An 18232-nucleotide genomic window follows, 5' to 3' on the forward strand; every position below is an offset into this window, starting at 1 on the left:
GCGACACGTGCGCTACGGCGTCTCCTCGTCCTGGTCCGCGGCGGACATCGCCTCCAGCGCGCCACGGAGAGCGGCGCGTGAGGTGATGCCCAACTTGGGATACACGCGGTACAGATGGGAGCCGACCGTGCGGTGCGACAGGAACAGCCGCTCGCCGATCTGCTTGTTGCTCAGGCCGGTCGCCGCGAGCTCGGCGATCTGCCGTTCCTGGGCGGTCAGCTGCTCCGGCGCCGCGTCGGGCCGGGCGACGGAGACACCGGTGGCGCGCAGTTCGGCCGCGGCCCGCTGGGCCATCATCTCGGCGCCGATCCGGTCGAACGTCTCCAGGGCCACGCCGAGGTGGACCCGAGCCCCGGCCATGTCGTGGGTGCGGCGCAGCCATTGGCCGTACGCGAACTGGATGCGCGCGAAGTCCCAGGGCCAGCGCCCGGAGTCCGGAAGGGCCAGGGCGGCCTTGAACAGGGTGTCGGCCTCCGCGTCGTCGGCGGCCACGGCGGCCGCCCCCGCCGTGATCAGCTCGGTACGCGGCCCGATCCGGGGAATCCCGGCCTCCTGGGCGGCGCGCACATGCGCCCGGGCGTCCTCGACACGGCCGGTGCGGACCGCCGCCTCGACGAAGTCCAGGACCATCCACCGGCCCGGCACTCCGGGGGTGGGAGCACCGGACGGGCCGATCCGCGTCGCCTGGGCGAGAGCCTCCTCGTAGTCGCCCTGGCCGATGGCCGCGAGATTGCGCGCCGACCGCGCGTAGCCCTCCGTCACGTCCATGCCGCGCGGCGCCGCCCAGCTCGTGGTCTCCGCACTGCGGGTGCGGGCGAGATCCGCGTTGCCGCGCAGCGCCGCGCCCGAGGCCAGCAGGGCCCGCAGCTGCCGCTCCCAGAACTGGTACCCGTACGCCGACGCCAGGTCCAGCCCCTCCTGCGCGAGCTGCTCCGCCTCGTCCCACTGCCCGTGGACGTAGGAGTCCTGGCAGAGCAGCAGCAGCGCCGGGATCACCATGCCGATCGCGCCGCCGTCCCGCTCCCGTGCGATCATGCGCAGCAGCAGGCACCGGTAGTCGGAAAGGGCGTCCATGGCGACGGCGGCGAAGCCCAGCGGGACGATCTGCCAGGGGGCCGCGTCGACGGGCAGCCCGGCGAACGCGTCCGCGAGCCCCTCCCGGATCGCGTCGGACTTGCGGGTGGGGTCGACATACGCGTCGTAGCACAGCCGGAACGTGCTGACCGCCTCCGGCGGGAACCGGGCCATCGCGGTGTCGAGCAGCTTCCACGGCTCGGGTCTGAGGGTGTAGAGGCTGACCAGCAGCAGGGTGTACAGGATCCCGAGCCGGTCCCAGTCGCCCCTCTCGGCCTCGCAGGCGTGGTCGAGGGCCTGGGCCAGCAGCCGGTAGGCGGTGTCGACATCGCCCCCGTCATGGGTGAGCAGATGGGCGGTGGCGGCGAAGACCAGCCCGGTCGGGGTGTCCGGGGTCTGCCCAGCATCCGCCAACAGCCGGTTCACCTGGTCGAGTTGGCCGGTCATGGTGGCGAGGAAGGCGGCCTCGACCAGGCGGCGGGACCGGTCGACCGGGGTCGGACTGAGCTCGCCGGCCCGCATCAGCGCCGTGACCGCGACGGACGCGGCGATCCGCCGCCGGTCGGAGAGCAGCGCCCCGACCGGCGCCGGCAGCTCGGCGGGGGAACCGGCGCCGCGCCGCCAGGCGGTCAGCGCCGCCTCGTCCAGCGCCCGCGCCACCGACTCGTCGGGCGCGGCGGCGGCCTCCGCGAGATGCCAGGCCCGGCGCTCGGGATCGTCGGCCAGCGCGGTGGCCAGCGCCTCGTGCGCGGTCCGGCGTTCGCGCGGCGAGGCCAGGTCCACCACGGCCGTGCCGATCAACGGGTGGCAGAACGTGAGACCGCTGCCGGCCGCGGGCGCGCGGACCAGACCGGCCCGCTCGGCCGGGACCAGGTCGTCGATGTGGGCCGACCCCTGCGCCGCGCTGCGCAGCACGGTGAGTCCGGCGTCGGCGTCCAGGGCGGCCAGCAGCATGAGCCTGCGGGTCGGTGCGGGCAGCTCGGCGAGCAGCCCGGCGCAGGTCGCTTCCAGGCGTCGCGACAGCTGGAGGCGGTCGGGCAGTGGATCCTGGCCGGCGCGCTGCCGCTCGGTGAGCGGCACGGGCAGCTCCTGGAGCGCCAGCGGGTTGCCGTCGGCCTCGGCCAGCAGCCGTCGGCGCACCACGGGGGCCAGCCCGGGGGAGCAGGCGTCCAGGACGGCGCCCGCCGACCTCGGGTCGAGCGACTCGACCGTGCGCTCGGGCAGCCCGGACCGGCGGAAGAGGTCCTCGGTCCCGATCCGGGAGGCGGCCAGGAAGACGATCGGGGCGTCCGAGATCCGCCGTACGACGAATCCCAGGACGGCCGCGCTGGCCTCGTCGAACCAGGCGACGTCGTCGGCGATCAGCAGCAGCGCGCGTTCCGCGGTGGTCAGTTCCAGGAGGGCGAGCAGCGCCGTCGACACCAGGGACTCCGGAGCCGGGCTCCGGGTGAGATCGAAGACCTGGTGGAGGGCGTCCCGATGGTGCTCGGCCAGCCGGTCGACATCATGGCGCACCGGGTAGAGCAGCTGGTGCAGCGCGGAGAACGAGATCTTGGCCTCGGCCTGTGCGCCGGCGGCGCGCAGTACCCGCATCCCGTACGCCGTGGCCCGTGCCGCGGCGGCGTCCAGCAGCGCCGTCTTTCCCACCCCCGGCTCGCCGTGCAGCAGGAGACCGGAGCTGCCCTGGCCGGGACCGGCGAGCAGCGAGTCGATCAGTTCCAGCTCGGCCGCACGTCCGACCAGCTGCGCCCCGCCCGACGGTGATCGGGACGGTTCCTCGGTCTGACGACGCCTTTCGGAGGTGCTCACTGTTTGAATATAGCTCCCGCAAAATGCTTGACGGCGCAAATAGTTGATTAAAATGCCCGGTGGGCGCTGGGTAGGGTGGACCGATGACCAGTGACCCAAGGCCCGAGGCCGAGGTCGCCGCCGAGTTGATGAAGGCGATGACCCGGCTGCGCGCCCGGCTGCGCACCGAGTCGGCCCCCAGTGACATGCGGTGGAGCTGGTCGCAGTTGACCACCCTGGGCCGCATCGTCGAGGAGGGCCCGGTCACGGCCAGTGAGCTGGCGCAGGCCGAGCACGTGCGCCGCCAGTCGATGGCCGAGACGCTCGCGTCGCTGCGCGCCGGGGGCCTGATCGCCAGCAGCAGGGATCCCGGCGACGGCCGTAAGACCCTCATCCACGCAACGCCCGAGGGGCGGGCCCTGTTCGGGATGATCCCGGTCGCCCGGGCGACCTGGCTCGGCGCGGCGATCGACGCGCATCTGCGGCCGGACGAGCGCGAGACCCTGCTGAAGGCCGCGGCGATCATGAACAGGATCGCGGACAGCGGGCGGTGACGGCCGGGTCGGGGGTTCGGCACACAGCAGAGGTGCCCCTCCGACCCGGAGGGGCACCTCTGCTGTCCGGCCTCAGGCGGTCCTGGTCAGCGCCTGGAGCTCGCCGGTCTCGATGACGTGCGCCTGGCTCGGGAAGACCTTCTCCGTCAGGACCCGGTGGACCTCGGGGTCCGGGTCGCCGGTCGCGTCCTTGAGGACGTAGAGCCCGAAGTCGTCGTCGGCCGCCTGCCGAAGGGTCGTCAGCACCACTCCGCCGGTGGACAGTCCGGCGAGGACCAGGGTGTCTATGCCCTGCTTGCGCAGCAGTTCACGGACGTCGGTGTGGCTGGCGAAGGCGCTGATGCGGGTCTTGCGCACGGTGATGTCCCGCTCCCGCACCTCGAACGACTCGTGCAGGGCGGCCTCGGGGCTGCCGTCGGCGAGGAACCCGCTCTGCGCGACGGGGGCGAAGGACTTGTTGAGCTCGGGCACGGCGGCGAAGTCCTCCGGGGCGAAGGCGACCCGGACGTGGACGACCTGGACGTCGTTCGACCGGGCCCAGGACAGGGCCGCGTGAGCGCGGGAGAGCGCCTGGTCCGGGTCGGCGACCGCGGCGAGGACGGCCGGCTGGAAGTCCATCAGGAACAGGGCCGTGCGGGTGGGGTCGAGGCGCGGGACGGTGCTGGTCATTACCTGAACTTTCTTGTCTTGCCGGATGGTTCCGGATGGTTCCAGATGGTTCCGGCCGGTTGAGGAGGGCTGAGGAGAGTGGTCAGGGGGTGGGCTGCCGGTCGGTGTGCGCCAGCTGCCGGTCGAGGACCGTCATGACGAGGACGACGGCGGCGATGCCGACCAGCGCCCAGGAGATGTGCCGCAGGCCGGTGTCGTCGACGTGCGTGTGGAACGCGGTGCCGGTGATGGCCGCCGAGGCGATGGAGCCGATGTAGCCGAAGGTGCGCAGCAGCCCGGACGCGGTGCCCACGCTGTCGGGGGGTGCCTCCTGGTAGAGGACGGTCTGGTTCGCCACCGTGCCGGCCCCCGAGGTGAGGCCGAACACCGCGGTGATCGCGACCACCACGGCCACGGGCGTGCCGCCGTCCACGAAGACGGTGGCGACGGCGCCCACGAGCAGCAGCAGCGCGGAGACGACCAGCGGCGCGCGGACCCGGCCGCGCCGGGACACCACCCGGGCGGACGCCGCCGACAGGACACCCATCGGGATGAGGACCAGGCCCGACTGGTAGGCGGTGAGTCCCCGGGAGGCCTCCAGCCACTGGGTGAGCCCGTAGAGGATCACGTAAGTGCCCAGCAGGGTGAGGCCGTTGCGCAGGTAGGTGCGGGTGAGCGCGAGGTTCGAGGCGAGCAGCCGGACGTTCAGGAAGGGGTTGGCCGCGCGCAGCTCCCAGGCCACGAGGACGGCGGCGATCACGACGGACACGCCGAGGGCCGGCCACTGTGGGGCGGGGAGCGAGGACAGGAACACCAGCAGCGCGGTGAGCGCCCCGCCGAAGCCGACGATGCCGGCCAGGTCGAGACGGGAGACGAGGGTGCGCGCCGAGCGCCCGCGCACCCGGTCGGTGTCCTTGGGGATCCAGACCGCGGCCATGACGAAAGCGGCCACCGCCACGGGGACGTTGATCCAGAAGGCCGTCTGCCAGCCGAGCCGGCCGACCAGCAGGCCGCCGATGGCGGGGCCGATGGCGACGGTGGCGGCGCCCGCGATGGCCAGGCCGCCGAGGACGCTGCCGGGCGGCTGCTGCATGCCGGTCGCCCTGGCCCGGCGGCGGATCAGCAGCATCGCGGAGGGGTAGCCGGCGGAGGTGCCGGCTCCGATGAGCACCCGGGCCGCGACCAGGGACGGCATGTTCTGGGCGGCCGCGCCGAGGACACCGCCGACCAGGACGAGGACGATGCCGACGAAGAACACCCGGCGGGGCCCGAACTCCTCGGCCAGCCGCCCGGCCGCCGGCTGGGCTATCGCGCTGGTCAGATACAGGCTCGATATCAGGATCGCGGTGCCGCCTACGGAGGTGTGCATCGCGGCCGCGATCGCCACCAGGGCCGGTGCGATCACCGAGCTGTTGATCGGGTTGAGTACGGCGCCCATGTACAGCGGGGTCACGAAGGAAGCCCCGAAAGGCTTGCCCGGCGGGGCCTTTTCCTGCTGCAGGGAGGCGACGTCGGCGGTGGTTCCCAAGGTACTGCTCCTCCCGTCCCGCATGCGCGGCCTCCCAGAATTAGGCAGGCTACCTGTCAAACTGTAGCAGGCTGCCTGCCTATCTCGGGGAGACGGGGTGACCGGCCGTCCGCCGGACCCGCGGGTACGGGACGGGTCCCGGCGGGGTCAGGGCCGGAGCACGATCTTGCCGTGGGTGTGCCGTCGTTCCAGGTCACGGAACGCGTCCCGCACCTGCTCCAGCGGGTAGACGCGGGCGATCGGGACCTCCAGCTCCCCGCGCGCCGCGAGCCGGGCGAGTTCGCCGACCACGACCGCGGACGCCGCCGAACCCTCCCCGTAGGTCCGCGCCCCGACCTTGGCCGCGGCCTGCCAGTCGCGGATCGTGTTGATCCGCTCGGGCCGCACACCCAGCTCCACCGCCAGCTCCACATAGCCGTCGCCGAAGGTGTCGATGAACGCGTCGACCTTCCCGCCCGCGGCCCGCCGGATCCGCTCGGCCACGCCCTCCCCGTACGTGACGGGGACAACGCCACGCGCCGTCAGCCAGGCGTGGTTCCGCTCGCCCGCCAGCCCGATCACCATCGCGCCCCGCCGTCGCGCCAGCTGCACGGCCAGCGACCCCACGCCGCCCGCCGCGCCCGAGACCACGACCGTGTCCGCCGGTCCTGGATCCACCGCGAACACGCCGGCGTACGCGGTCGTGCCGGCCACGTACAGCGACCCGGCCACGTCCCAGGGCAGCCCCTGTGGACGGGAGACCACGTGCACGTCGTCGACCACGACGAACTCCGCGTGGCTCGCCCGGTTGTGGGTGAAGCCCAGGACCTCGTCGCCCACCGCGAAACCGCGTACCTCGGGGCCGACCCCGGTCACCACGCCGGCCAGATCGCTGCCCTGCCCGGAGGGGAACCGCGCCGGCCAGCGTCCGTGCCGCGCGCCCTCGCGGATCATCACCTCACCGGGCTGGATCCCGGCCGCGCGGACCTCGACCAGCAGTTGCCCGGGGCCGGGCACCGGCCGCTCCACCTCCTCCACCCGCAGCACGTCGATCCCGCCGTACGCGTGGAACCGCACCGCCTTCATCGCGTGATCACCGCTCTCCATCCGTCCGGACAGGCCTCGACGGCCCTGTGCCGCAAGCCGCACAGCGACCGTGCCGGCGCATTCAACCGCTCGCGGCGGAGCTGTCTTCCCGGAACGGCGATCCGATGATGATGGTGGTGCGATCAGGTTCCGCCGCGTCCAGGCGCGGGTGCGGACGAGACGGCGCCCTGGGCGACCGCGCACACCGTCTCGCTGCCGCCTTGCACAGCCTGGCCCACCGGGAACCCTGAGCCGGGTCACCGGCCACGCCGTGCCCGGCGCGCCTCGGCCAGCGCGGGCAGCAGGGACAGTACGACGATCACGCCGACCAGCGGCAGCAGATAACGGTCGATGTGCGAGACCGACGAGCCCAGGGCGAACCCCGCGAGGACGAAGGTCTGCGACCAGAGCACACCACCGACGGCCTGCCAGAGGGTGAACGGCCGCACGGGCACCCCGAGCGCCCCGGCCGCCGGATGCAGCACCGACCGGAGCACCGGCACGAAGCGGCCGATCACCAGCGCCTTGCCGTACCCGTAGCGGGCCAGCAGCCGCTCCGCCCGGGCCGCTCCGGACTTCACCCGCCGATTGGAGGTGCGGGCCAGCAGCGGGCGCCCGCCGTGCCGCCCGATGAGATAGCCCACCTGGCCGCCCGCCACCGCACCGACGGCCGCACACACCAGCACCTGCCACAGCTCCAGCCGGGGGGGCTGGTCCGCGCTCGCCGCGCACAGCACCCCGGCCGGGAAGAGCAGGGTGTCACCCGGCAGAAAGAAGCCGACGACCAGCAGCCCCGACTCGGCGAAGATCACCACCAGCACGGCCAGCGCACCGAAGGCGGCGAGCAGCGAGGCACTGTCCGTCGGATTGACGGCGATCACCGTCCTCGCCTCCCCGTCCCGCTCGCCGGTCGCTTGCCTCAAGTGTCACGTGACGGCCGTCGGCGCGCTCGTAAGGCGCCCGCCGCACGGACCCGGCGCGTCCGGTACGAGGTCAGGGGTTCCCGGCCGTTTCCCGGCGTCGGCGGATCAGCGGCGAAGACCAGGTGTCCCGAGCACACGGCCGGTGATCCGTCAGTCGGTGCGGTGAGGCGCCCGGGGGCGGTCAGGCCGAGGGGTAGCCGAGCTGGCGTCGCATATAGGGGGTCATGAGGGTCTTCGCCTTGGCCATGGCGGTGGCCCGGGTGCCGAGGACCGCGCTCTCGCCGAGCGGCACGGGCAGCACGGTCACTCCGTCGGCCGGGCCGAAGGGCACGATGAGCGGGGTGCGGCGGACGGCCCGGTAGGCGCGCGGCTTCTTGCTGTGCCGCCCCGAACTGCGCAGGTAGGAAAGGATGTTGTGGGCGGCGACCTCCGCCTGGGCGAGTGCGGCCGGGGTGACCTTGAGCTCGCTGACGTCGTTCACGTCACCGACCGCGAACACGTCCGGCCTGCCCTCGACCCGGAGCGTCCGGTCGACCTTGACGTGTCCCGTCCCGGTCAGCCAGTCGCCGTGCCCGGCCAGGCGCAGCCAGAGGGTGTTGGGGGTGGTGCCGGTCGCCCAGAAGGAGAGGTCGGCGGCGAGGACCTCGCCGTGGGCGTCGCGGTAGGTGCCGAAGTCGGTGCCGGGGGCCATGAAGGCGTCCAGCCGGACCGCCACGTCGTGGGCCGTCAGCCAGGCCCGGGCCTTGCGGCCGGCGCGGGCGCTGCCCGTGGAGTGCAGCAGCTCCTGCCCGGAGTGCGCGAGGGTGACCCGGGCGTCCGGCCGGGCCAGCCGGACCTCCGCGCTGAGTTCGACGCCGGAAGGACCGCCGCCGACGACCAGGATGTGGTCGGCGGCGGCGATGTTGTGCTGGTGCTCGGCGAAGGCCTTCGCGGCCTCGTCGGGGGTGGAGCCGACGAAGCGGGCCGGTTCGGGGTAGTCGGCGCCGGTGGCGATGACCAGCACGTCGTACGGCAGCCGGTCGCCCGTGGCGAGGGTGACCCGGCGGTCGACGGTGTCGACGCGGACCGCCTTGCCCACGACCACACGGCCGTTGCTGAGCAGCTTGTCGTACGGGATGAACGGGGCGCCCGTCCACTCCGGGCGCACACCCGCCCGCAGTGAGGCGATGCGGTGGAAGAAGACCTCCTTGCGGTCCACGAGCGTGACATGCGCCGCCGTGTCCAGCTTCTTCGCCAGTCGTATGCCCGCGTAACCGCCGCCGATCACCACTACGTTGCCGTCCCGCACAGCGATTCTCCTGAGCCAGGTGGGGGGAGTGGCCGCGAGCCTAACACTTGAAACATCAAACGCAGGGTGGGTTCTGTGAGAGTGCTGTAAAGGCGCCCGCGGGCGGTGCGATGCGGCGGTTCGGCGGTTCGGCGGCGTCCGCCTTCCGGCTCAAGTCGCCGTCAGGGTGTGGCCGGAGGGGTCAACGGCGGTGGGGGCGTCGGGCGCCCGCCGTGCAGCCTGCGGGTCACCTCGGTCAGGTCGGCGATGAACATCCCCGCGAGTTCGGCGGTGAACCCGGTGCGTACGACGAGACGCAGGACGGAGACGTCCTGGCAGGGCGCGGGGAAGGTGTACGCGGGCAGGTGCCAGCCGCGGGCGCGCATGGCCTGGGAGACGTCGAAGACCGTCAGGCCCTCGGTGCCGGGCGCCAGGCGGAAGGCGAAGGCGGGCAGTTCGGAGCCGTCGGTGACCAGTTCGTAGGGCGTGATGCGCTGGATACGGGTGGCCAGGGCGCGGGCCGTCGTACGATTCTGGGCGGCCAGGTTCCGCAGCCCCTCGAAGCCGTACCGCAGGAAGCTGTAGTACTGCGCGACGACGTGCGCGCCCGGGCGGGAGAAGTTGAGGGTGAAGCTGGGGGAGCGGCCGCCGAGGTAGTCGACCTCGAAGACCAGGTCGTCGGGGAGGGCCTCGGCGTTGCGCCACAGGGCCCAGCCCAGTCCGGGGAAGACATGCCCGTACTTGTGCCCCGAGGTGTTGATGGAGGCGACCCGTTCGAGCTGGAAGTCCCAGAGCAGCCCCGGGTCGAGGAAGGGGGCCACCATGGCGCCGGACGCGCCGTCGACATGGACGGGGATGTCGGTGCCGGTGGCGGCCTGGTATCCGTCCAGGGCCAGGCAGATGTCCGAGACGGGCTCGTAGGAGCCGTCGAAGGTGGACCCCAGGACGGTGACGACACCGATCGTGTTGTCGTCGCAGTAGGCGGTGAGCGTGTCCGGCGTGAGGTGGTAGCGGCCCGGTTCCATCGGAACGTAACGCGGCTCCACCTCGAAGTAGTTGGCGAACTTCTTCCAGCACACCTGGACGTTCGCGCCCATCACGAGGTTCGGGTGTGCGGTGTCCTTGCCCTGGGCCCGCCGGCGGTCCTGCCAGCGGCGCTTGAGGGCGAGACCGCCGAGCATGGCCGCCTCGCTCGAACCGGTGGTGGAGCAGCCGCGGACCTGCTCCGGGTACGGCGCGTGCCAGAGCCGGGCGAGCATCCGTACGCAGCGCTCCTCCATGGCGGTGATCTGCGGGTACTCCGCGCGGTCCGCGAGGTTCTTCTCCGCGGTCTCCGCCATCAACTGCCGCGCCTGCGGTTCCATCCACGTGGTCACGAAGGTGGCGAGGTTGAGCCGCGCGTTGCCGTCGAGCATGAGCTCGTCGCGCACCCGGCGGCCGACCAGGTCGGGCGAGGACGCGTTCGCGGGCAGTTCGTCGACCGGCAGGAGCAGGTGGTCGACGGGCGGGAGCAGGTGGTCGGCGAGCAGGCGGTCGTCCAGCGGGCGGTCGTCGGCGAGCGGGCGGTCGTCGACGAGTGGGCGGTCGGGCCCGGGCGAAGCGGTCAGGGTGTCGAACTCGGGTGCGGTCATGACGTCGGTATGCGGGATGGGCATGAGTGCCTCGATGCCTTTCTGGTCCGTACGGCCCCCGTGCACTCCGAAGCTAGATCGCTTTTCGGTCCGGCATCTGTGCCGATTACACCGATCCAGTGATCGATTTGCGGACTGATGAACTGGATTTTCCCATCCACATACTGGCCGGGCCGACAGCGCGACCCGACAGGCCCAGTGGCGGCCGCTACTCCGGCGCCGGGCGTCCCGGAAGCTCTCCGGGTCGTTGGCGTAACGGCGGGGAGAAGATCTGGTTTCACGTCTCTCCCCGGAGAGGCGCTCGGGAATTGCAGCAAATGATGTGAATAATGTCAATTATGGACAAAACCTACTGACGGCGACGGGGGGTTCGTCCGTATGAGTGCCAACCCGGCCTCCGTAGAAGGATACGTCTTTTCTTAACTCGTGAAAGAAAAGATTCAACCTTCGTGGAGCCCTGAACTGCGGCGACCGGCTCGCGCGACATCTGGTCGCGCGGCACGAACGGCTGGCCGTGTGCCGGTCGGCCATCGTGGATTCGTGAGCGTAAGCGGACATATCGGCCATGGGGAATGCGGCGGGAAAGTTTCTGCCATTCCCTGCTGCAACGATCTACGTTTGTCGCACATCGTCCGTTGCTGTTGGGGCGGCCCGCGAGATCGGACGTGACGATCCGCTTAACGCCTGTCTGATCCGGGCCCAGATGCGACGGCACCCGGACGACTGGTGGGTCGTCGCGGACCTCGACGCGTTCCATGTACGGCGTCCCGCACGACCGGCGTCAGCACGGCAGTGACCGTGGCGAACAGGCGGCGCGGTACGGCATTGCGCATCGCGCCCAGTGCCATGGTGGCAAGGGCGCGGGGCTGACCCGGAGTTGACATGCCGGCCGCGCCGGACAGGCCGTGGGCGAGGGAGGTGCCGACCTCGGCGGTGCGGACGCCGAGACTGAACGCAGCGAGCCAGAGTTCGAACAGGAGGAACTCACCGAGCAGTTGCCGGGCCCTGTCCGCGTCGCGGAGGGCGTGCCGGCCCAGTCGTCTGACGTCGTCCTCGGCCAGGCCGAGACCGGCGAGGACCCGCAGCGCCGGTAACTTCCGCCAGCCTTCGGGCTCCTGTGCGTCACGTACACGGAAGTACGCCCCGGGCTTCCCCCACCAGGCCATGACGGGAACGGAGTCGATGCCCGTGATCGACCGCCGAAGGTCCACTCCGTCCAGCGACGTGCCGGCGGCCCAACAGGCGGCGCAGCGCATCCCGTGGGCCCAGTGCCGGGTGAGGCGGACATCGTCCTGGAGGACGAGGTGATGCGTGGCGTCCGGTCCTGCCGCGGCTCACGCCAGTTGGGCGGAGCGCAGCGACCCGCGTTCTTCCTGCGGCCCGGTGTCGCAGACGACGCGGATGTCGAGATCGGATGAGCGACCCGCAACTGTTCCGCCATCTCCAGCCGGAGCCGACGGGTCATGACCGCTATGGACAACCGTCAACGCTGCCCGGCCAATCGCCCTTTCGGCGGGCGAATGGTCACTCACGCTACACCGCGAGGAGGTGATCAGCCCTTGGGCGTACGCGGTCACCGGCCCCTCGGTACGGCGGGGCGGCCCTCGCTCCGCTTTCTGACTGCCTCATCAGCTCTCCCTACGGGCACCGGCCTGACCTGGCCGCGCCACGACACCCGTCCTGTCCGCCTGTCCCGTCGGCGGGGGTGGCCGTCGGCCGAAGTGGAGCGCCGGATGGGCGACTTCGCCGTACCCTGACGGATCGTCACCCGGCACGGGGCGGGGGGCTGAGGCGACCGCGAGCTGCTGGGGGCGGGCCCGGACGAGCGAGCGGGCCACGCGCGCTGTGCAGGCGCTCAGGCGCTCAGGGCGCCGGGTCGGTGACCGGCCGGGGTGCCGGGAGGGCGGCGATTCCGGCGCGCAGGAAGGTCATCGCTGTCTCGATGTCGCGCTCCTGGGGGGTGCGGCACATCACCTCGCAGACGACCGCGGCCGCGGCGGCGGCCGCCATGCGCGGGCCGAAGTCGTCCGGGGCCTCCCCCCGCTCCTCGGCGAGGATGCGCGTGCCCTCCTGGATGACCTCCGCGAGGCGGGTGTTGGCGACCGCCTTGACCTGCGGGTTGAGTTCGAGCATCCGGTCGTAGAGGTCGTCCAGCTCGCTGAGGTCGGCGGCCTCGGCCCGCAGCCAGCGTTCCAGCGAGTCCACGATCGAGTGCCCCTCCGCGCGCTCCCGCAGCGCCGCGCCCAGCCGGTCGGTGAACGCGTCGAACCGTGAGGTCGCCAATTCCAGCTTGGACGGGAAGTACAGCGTGACCGTGCGCGGCGAGACCTCCGCCGCCTCGGCGATGTCGGCGATCGTCGTCGCCTCGAAGCCGCGGTCGGCGAACAGCAGGTACGCCGACCTGAGGATCGCCTCCCGGCGGCGTGCCTTGGAACGCTCTCGCAGACCCTCGCTCATCATGACCAGCACTTTACCATCAGCGGCGTATTTACAGTCGGCTGTAAAAATGCCGTACGTTGTTGCAAGCGGAGTGAGCGAGTGGGCGAGTGAGAGGGAAGAGGAACATGGCGTCACGCCTGTACACCTGGGGGCGATGGGCAGTACGCCGTCGCGGCTCGGTCATCGCGGTCTGGGTGTTGCTGCTCGCCGTCGTCGGCGGTCTCGGGATCGCCCTGCACGGCAAGGTGACCACCGAGTTCTCGGTGCCGGGGATCGAGTCGCAGCAGGCCCAGGAACTGCTGAAGAAGGAGTTCCCACAGGCCTCGGGTGGCGTGGCCCGGGTGGTCTTCGCGGCCCCCGAGGGCGGCCGGCTGACCGCGCCCGGGACCGAGGCGGCCCTGGAGGCGAGCCTGAAGAAGGCGGCGCGGGTGCCGGGCGTCCTGGACGTCTCCGACCCGCTGAAGGCCAGGACGGTCGCCGCGGACCTGCGGATCGGCTACGCGGACGTCCGCTTTCGCCAGCAGGCCAGTGACGTGCCGCAGACGTCCAAGGACGCCCTGGACCGCGCGATGGCCCAGGCCCGCCACGCCGGTCTCACGGTCGAGTTCGGCGGCTCCGCGATGGACGCCAAGACCGAGGTCGGCGGCCCCGCCGAGGTGGTCGGTGTCGTGGTCGCCTTCGCCGTGCTGGCCCTGGCGCTCGGCTCGCTGATGGCCGCCGGACTGCCGCTGCTGACCGCCCTCGTGGGCGTGGCGATCGGCGTCCTGGGCGTCCAGTTCGTCTCCCGCTGGGTCGAGATGACCAGCACCGCCACCGTGCTCGCCCTGATGATCGGGCTGGCCGTGGGCATCGACTACGCCCTGTTCATCATCTCCCGCCACCGCGAGCAACTCGCCGACCCCGACCAGGACGTGGCGGACTCGATCGCGCGTGCCGTGGCCACGGCCGGCGGCGCGGTCGTCTTCGCCGGGGCGACCGTGGTCATCGCGCTGGCCGCCCTCGCGGTCACCGGCATCCCGTTCCTGACCGTCATGGGCCTGGCCGCGGCCGCCACCGTGCTGCTCGCCGTGCTCGTCGCCGTCAGCCTGGTGCCCGCCGTCCTGGGCCTGTTCGGCGAACGGCTGCGCCCCCGCGCCCGCCGGACCGAGCGGACCGAGCGGACCGAGCGGACCGAGCGCACCGAGCGCACCGAGGGACCCGAGGGGAGCCGGCGCGTCCCCGGTTCCTGGGGCCTGGCCTGGGGCCGCGGGGTCACCCGCAAGCCCCTGCTGGTCCTCCTGGCCGGTACGGTCGGCCTGCTCGCGCTCGCCGTGCCCGCCCGCGATCTGCGCCTCGGCCTGCCCAGCAACGCCTCGCAGCCCGTCGACAGCACCCAGCACAAGAGCTACGACCTGCTGACGGAGGGCTTCGGGCCCGGCTTCAACGCCACGCTGACCGCCGTGGTCGACATGAACGGAATCCCGGCCGCCGACCGCACGTCCACCGTCAAGGCGCTGAGCAGGACCCTGGCGAGCGACCGCGGGGTGGCCGTGGTCGCTCCGGCGGTCACCAACGCCGACTCGACCCTCGCCGTCGTCGCCGTGGTCCCCAGGACCGGTCCGGACGCCCAGGCCACCACCGACCTGGTGCACCGCCTGCGCGAGAACGCCTCCACCGTCGGCAAGGCGGGCGGCACCCTCTACATCGCGGGTACGACGGCCGCCGCGATCGACGTCGCGGGCAAACTGTCGGACGCGCTGCCGCTGTTCGTCGCCATCATCGTGATCCTGGCGCTGCTCCTGCTGACCGTCGCCTTCCGCTCCCTGCTCCTCCCCGTCAAGGCCGCCCTCGGCTTCCTGCTGTCGGTCGCCGCCTCCCTCGGCGCCACCGTGTGGGTCTTCCAGGAGGGCCACCTCAACGGCGTACTCGACATCCCCTCGGCCGGCCCGGTCACCAGCTTCCTGCCGGTCCTGCTCATAGGCGTGCTCTTCGGACTGGCCATGGACTACGAGGTCTTCCTGGTCAGCCGCATGCGGGAACACCACGAGCACACGGGTGACGCGGCCGAGGCGGCGACGCGGGGCGTGGCCCGCAGCGGCCGGGTGGTGAGTGCCGCCGCCCTCATCATGGTCGCGGTCTTCGGCGGGTTCGTCTTCAACCACGACCCGATCATCAAGTCCATCGGCTTCGCCCTGGCGTTCGGCGTCCTGGTCGACGCGTTCGTGGTCCGTATGACGCTCGTACCGGCGGCGATGGCCCTGCTCGGCCGCCGGGCCTGGGGCCTGCCCGGCTGGCTCGACCGCATCACGCCCGACGTGGACATCGAGGGCGCGAAGCTGCCGCGACAGGCACGGGTGGAGCCGGAGCGGAAGGAGCGCGAGGTGGCCGTGAACTGAACCGGGCACCGCAGGCGGTGACGACGGCGGCGGTCACGGGCTGGTCGAACATGCTGGTCCCCCGGCAGCCGTGCGTTCCGTGCGCGGCCCGGGGGAACTCGGCCGGCAGCCGGTGCCGGGCCACCGGCAGCCGCAGGCGGCGCGCGGGGCGGGCGATGGCGGCGAACTCCTCGTGGCCGCCCGCCGCCTGGAGGATGCGGCGCGGTCCTGGCGCAGCTCGCCGTTGACGAGGTGATCGACCCGGCCGAGACCCGGACGGCACTCATCGCAGGCCTGGCGATGCCGCGCCGGAACCAGTCGCCGCCGCAGCGCAGTTACGGCAACCCCGCCACCTGGCAGGGGAGTTCACCGAGTCGGCCCGGCCGCCTCGGCCCGACGCCGTACCGCGGAGAGCTGACGGGTCATCAGGGCCGCATGTGCACCGGACGCGATGACGAGTCGCCGGTAGGCCCAGCCCGCGGGCCCGGGGAACTCCGCATAGGTGCGCGCACCGAGCACTGTCCCGCCGTCCCGCTCCTCCAGGGCCAGGATCAGTGCGTACCGCGAGAACCGGTGGCGGCCGGTGAACCGGACCAGACGCCGGGGTACCGACTCCGCCACCTCGAAGCCGGGCAGTGTCGAACCCTCGGCGAGCGGTTCTCCGGAACGCCGCCGCGGTTCGGCGCCCACCAGATACCCGTACACCTCGATCCCGGAAGGCCGTACGGATCCACGGCCCCCGTACACCCGGATGAGGGCCCGCCACACGGCGGCGGAGGAGGCCTTCACGAACACGGTGTGCTCGTCGATGAACGGCGGTTCGTCGTCGGCCATGGGTTGTGTCTCTCCAGGCATGTGGTGTGCCGCGCAGTCTCGGACCGGAGGGCAGCAGGCGGGAGGGCAGGGGAGGGCAGGACGGCAGGACGGCAGGGGCAGGAGGGCCGCGGGCGGCTTTTCGGACCGCCTTGCTTCTCAGGCCGCCTTGGCGTTTCAGACCGCTTTGGCGAGGAGATCGCCGCGGCGCTCGGCGAGATGGGCCGCGACACCTCCACCCAACGCCGGTAACCGGTGGTCCCAGGGCGGAAGTTGTCCCGGACGAAGAAGTCCGGGCCCATCGGCAGCATAACCTCCGAGCCGATCCAGGTCGCCCGCCGCGACTCGGCACACACTCGCCGCGAGGCCTCGTCGAGACCCGCCGCCTGCTCGGCGAGGTAACCGGCCAGGACCTCGGCAGGGACGGCAGAGACCGAACGGCGGCGTCCGGTCACCACGCCATGATGGGGCGAGTTGTCCGGAGCGGGCGGACCTCCTGGGCGTGCAGCTGAGCAACGGCCGCCCAGCTCCCGCCGGTCAGATCCGCACCGAGCGACCGCAACAGCACGACCAGTGCGCCGTTCGCCAGGAGCCGCGCGAGCTCGTCACGGCCCGCGCCGGTCAGCCGCTCGGCCTCCGCCGGCACCCCCGCGACGAGGGAACGACAGTGCGCCGCCAGCTCTTCGTCCTTGCGCGAGGGTGTATACGCCTGGAGCCACAGGCCGCTGGCGACTCCGTCGGCGCTCAGGTCCCGGAAAGCGTCTCGCATCGCCTGAAGAGGGGCGTCCGGACAGGCCTCCGCCGCCGCACGGAAGGTGCCGAGGACCTGCTGATGTGGGCGATCGGTTCAGGCCGCGGGGGTGTGCCGGTCACGGCTCGGCAACTCGCGGAGCCGCAGGACGGGGGAAGGCAAGAGCCACAAGAACGCGGTGAGGGCACCGGCGACCGCCAGCCACAGGGTGGGGCGCAGGCCGATGGTGCTGGCGAGGACGCCACCGGCGAGCGAACCGAGTGGGCGAGTACCGAAGTTGACGCTCCGGTAGGCACCGAAGACGCGGGAACGCAGGTTGTCCGGAACGACCGCGGCGAAGATGGAGGCCCCAGCGATGTCCAGCCACATCACTCCGAGTCCGGAACCGAATTCGGCTGCGAACAGGAGCCCGAGGACGACGGGGGTGGTCCCGTGCGCGGCGGGGATCAGCAGCAGGGGGGCAGGGAAGACAATGGTGCCGAGGACGAAGGTCGGCCCGACACCTATTCGCCTGGTGAGGGCGGCGGCGCAGAGCGCCCCCAGAAGCCCGCCGACGGATCCGGCACCCAGAACTGCGCCGAGCAGACCGGGGTTGAGGTGCAGGACGGTGGTGGCGTACAGCACGAACAGGGCTGCCACCATGAAGGTGAAGAAGTTGACGGTGGCGGTGGCGGCGAGTGAGGCGCGGATCATCGGTGAACCGACTATGAACCGTGCGCCTTCCGCGAGCCGGCTGTTGGCCTTGCGTTCCGCAGGGGGTTCGACCGGTGCCATGCGGGACAGGGCGAAGGCCGAGGCGGCGAAGGAGAGCGCATCGGCCAGCAGGGCGAGCGGCGCCGAGAGGATCTGCACCAGCACCCCGCCGATGCTTGGGCCGGCTATCTGGGACATGGCGCGGCTGCCGCTGAGCAGGGAGTTCCCTTCGACATACCGGTCAGGCGGGACCAGAGCGTTGAACAGGGGTGCGTTGCAGACGTCGAAGAGGACCGAGAGGGTCCCGGCTACCAGTGCCACCGCGTACAGGTGGGTGAGCGTGACTGCGTTGAAGGCGTAGGCCAGTGGAATGGTGGCGATGAGTGCGAGCCGGCCGAGGTCCGCGGCGATCATGACCCGGCGCCGCTGACTTCTACGGTCCGCCCAGACACCAGCGTGGAGCGCGAACAGCAGATTGGGCAGCCACGCTGCGGCTGCGAGGTAGCCCATCTGGGCGGCGTTGGCATGCGCGGCGAGGACCGCTACGAGGGGAATCGCGATGGAGGAGATCTGATCACCGAGGCCGGAGATCGTCTGACCGGTCCAGTAGCGGCGGAAGTTCACTTCCCGGAGCAGGTCGGGTAACCAGCGCATTCCGTCCGATGACGGTGTCGTGGGCGTCGCGCCCGGTGCCGACAGGTTAG

14 protein-coding genes and 1 pseudogene are annotated in these 18232 nt (G+C 71.9%); 3 read left to right on the plus strand and 12 right to left on the minus strand.

Going from position 1 to position 18232, the window contains the following annotated elements:
• Positions 1-12: 12 nt before the first annotated feature.
• A complete protein-coding gene (locus AB0D59_RS08025) occupies positions 13-2883 on the minus strand; it encodes an AAA family ATPase (RefSeq protein WP_362562230.1) in 2871 nt (956 codons plus the stop codon).
• A gap of 83 nt (positions 2884-2966) precedes the next feature.
• Between AB0D59_RS08025 and AB0D59_RS08030 the strand changes: the two genes are divergently transcribed.
• The gene (locus AB0D59_RS08030; protein WP_362562232.1) at positions 2967-3416 is read left to right on the plus strand and encodes a MarR family transcriptional regulator; all 450 of its coding nucleotides are present in this window, start codon (positions 2967-2969) and stop codon (positions 3414-3416) included.
• 72 nt (positions 3417-3488) lie between these two features.
• On the opposite strand, the gene AB0D59_RS08035 is transcribed toward AB0D59_RS08030, so the two are convergent.
• The 6 genes from AB0D59_RS08035 to AB0D59_RS08060 all read right to left on the minus strand — a co-directional run bounded on the left by AB0D59_RS08035 (position 3489) and on the right by AB0D59_RS08060 (position 10502).
• A complete protein-coding gene (locus AB0D59_RS08035; protein WP_362562234.1) occupies positions 3489-4085 on the minus strand; it encodes an isochorismatase family cysteine hydrolase in 597 nt (198 codons plus the stop codon).
• 82 nt (positions 4086-4167) lie between these two features.
• A complete protein-coding gene (locus AB0D59_RS08040) occupies positions 4168-5592 on the minus strand; it encodes an MFS transporter (RefSeq protein ID WP_362562236.1) in 1425 nt (474 codons plus the stop codon).
• A gap of 147 nt (positions 5593-5739) precedes the next feature.
• Positions 5740-6657 (minus strand): NADP-dependent oxidoreductase, encoded by a 918-nt coding sequence (locus AB0D59_RS08045; protein WP_362562678.1) that lies wholly within the window; start codon positions 6655-6657, stop codon positions 5740-5742.
• 257 nt (positions 6658-6914) lie between these two features.
• A complete protein-coding gene (locus tag AB0D59_RS08050; RefSeq protein ID WP_362562237.1) occupies positions 6915-7538 on the minus strand; it encodes a DedA family protein in 624 nt (207 codons plus the stop codon).
• Between the two features lie 223 nt (positions 7539-7761).
• Positions 7762-8868 carry an FAD-dependent oxidoreductase gene (locus AB0D59_RS08055; protein ID WP_362562239.1) on the minus strand — a complete coding sequence of 369 codons (1107 nt, stop codon included), beginning with the start codon at positions 8866-8868 and terminating at the stop codon, positions 7762-7764.
• Between the two features lie 161 nt (positions 8869-9029).
• Complete coding sequence (locus tag AB0D59_RS08060; RefSeq protein WP_362562240.1) at positions 9030-10502, minus strand: glutamate decarboxylase; 1473 nt, start codon at positions 10500-10502, stop codon at positions 9030-9032.
• Positions 10503-11383: 881 nt separating this feature from the next.
• On the opposite strand from AB0D59_RS08060, the gene AB0D59_RS08065 reads away from it, so the two are divergent.
• Positions 11384-11572, plus strand: coding sequence for a hypothetical protein (locus AB0D59_RS08065; RefSeq protein WP_362562241.1), 189 nt, complete (start codon positions 11384-11386; stop codon positions 11570-11572).
• A 769-nt stretch (positions 11573-12341) separates the two neighbouring features.
• On the opposite strand, the gene AB0D59_RS08070 is transcribed toward AB0D59_RS08065, so the two are convergent.
• Positions 12342-12938, minus strand: a complete 597-nt coding sequence (locus tag AB0D59_RS08070) for a TetR family transcriptional regulator (RefSeq protein ID WP_362562243.1) — start codon at positions 12936-12938, stop codon at positions 12342-12344.
• A 104-nt stretch (positions 12939-13042) separates the two neighbouring features.
• Between AB0D59_RS08070 and AB0D59_RS08075 the strand changes: the two genes are divergently transcribed.
• The gene (locus tag AB0D59_RS08075; protein ID WP_362562244.1) at positions 13043-15292 is read left to right on the plus strand and encodes an MMPL family transporter; all 2250 of its coding nucleotides are present in this window, start codon (positions 13043-13045) and stop codon (positions 15290-15292) included.
• Positions 15293-15329: 37 nt separating this feature from the next.
• Here the strand turns inward: AB0D59_RS08075 and AB0D59_RS08080 are convergent.
• The 4 genes and pseudogenes from AB0D59_RS08080 to AB0D59_RS08095 form a co-directional block, all read right to left on the minus strand.
• A pseudogene (locus AB0D59_RS08080) lies at positions 15330-15494 on the minus strand (3-(3-hydroxyphenyl)propionate hydroxylase); the annotation flags it as partial.
• 143 nt (positions 15495-15637) lie between these two features.
• Complete coding sequence (locus tag AB0D59_RS08085; protein WP_362562246.1) at positions 15638-16105, minus strand: hypothetical protein; 468 nt, start codon at positions 16103-16105, stop codon at positions 15638-15640.
• Between the two features lie 430 nt (positions 16106-16535).
• On the minus strand, positions 16536-16853 hold the full coding sequence (locus AB0D59_RS08090) for a hypothetical protein (RefSeq protein ID WP_362562249.1): 318 nt from the start codon (positions 16851-16853) through the stop codon (positions 16536-16538).
• A 78-nt stretch (positions 16854-16931) separates the two neighbouring features.
• Positions 16932-18182 (minus strand): MFS transporter, encoded by a 1251-nt coding sequence (locus tag AB0D59_RS08095; protein WP_362562250.1) that lies wholly within the window; start codon positions 18180-18182, stop codon positions 16932-16934.
• Positions 18183-18232: the final 50 nt, after the last annotated feature.

It is taken from the genome of Streptomyces sp. NPDC048417, from assembly GCF_040651615.1.
GTDB lineage: Bacteria > Actinomycetota > Actinomycetes > Streptomycetales > Streptomycetaceae > Streptomyces.

Excerpts from the sequence above, each read along its gene's own strand:
- AB0D59_RS08060 (WP_362562240.1), bottom strand. The coding sequence starts at position 10,502 with ATGCCCATCCCGCATACCGACGTCATGACCGCACCCGAGTTCGACACC.
- AB0D59_RS08075 (WP_362562244.1), top strand. The coding sequence starts at position 13,043 with ATGGCGTCACGCCTGTACACCTGGGGGCGATGGGCAGTACGCCGTCGC.
- AB0D59_RS08090 (WP_362562249.1), bottom strand. The coding sequence starts at position 16,853 with ATGCGAGACGCTTTCCGGGACCTGAGCGCCGACGGAGTCGCCAGCGGC.
- AB0D59_RS08070 (WP_362562243.1), bottom strand. The coding sequence starts at position 12,938 with ATGATGAGCGAGGGTCTGCGAGAGCGTTCCAAGGCACGCCGCCGGGAG.
- AB0D59_RS08030 (WP_362562232.1), top strand. The coding sequence starts at position 2,967 with ATGACCAGTGACCCAAGGCCCGAGGCCGAGGTCGCCGCCGAGTTGATG.
- AB0D59_RS08045 (WP_362562678.1), bottom strand. The coding sequence starts at position 6,657 with ATGAAGGCGGTGCGGTTCCACGCGTACGGCGGGATCGACGTGCTGCGG.
- AB0D59_RS08035 (WP_362562234.1), bottom strand. The coding sequence starts at position 4,085 with ATGACCAGCACCGTCCCGCGCCTCGACCCCACCCGCACGGCCCTGTTC.
- AB0D59_RS08085 (WP_362562246.1), bottom strand. The coding sequence starts at position 16,105 with ATGGCCGACGACGAACCGCCGTTCATCGACGAGCACACCGTGTTCGTG.
- AB0D59_RS08095 (WP_362562250.1), bottom strand. The coding sequence starts at position 18,182 with ATGCGCTGGTTACCCGACCTGCTCCGGGAAGTGAACTTCCGCCGCTAC.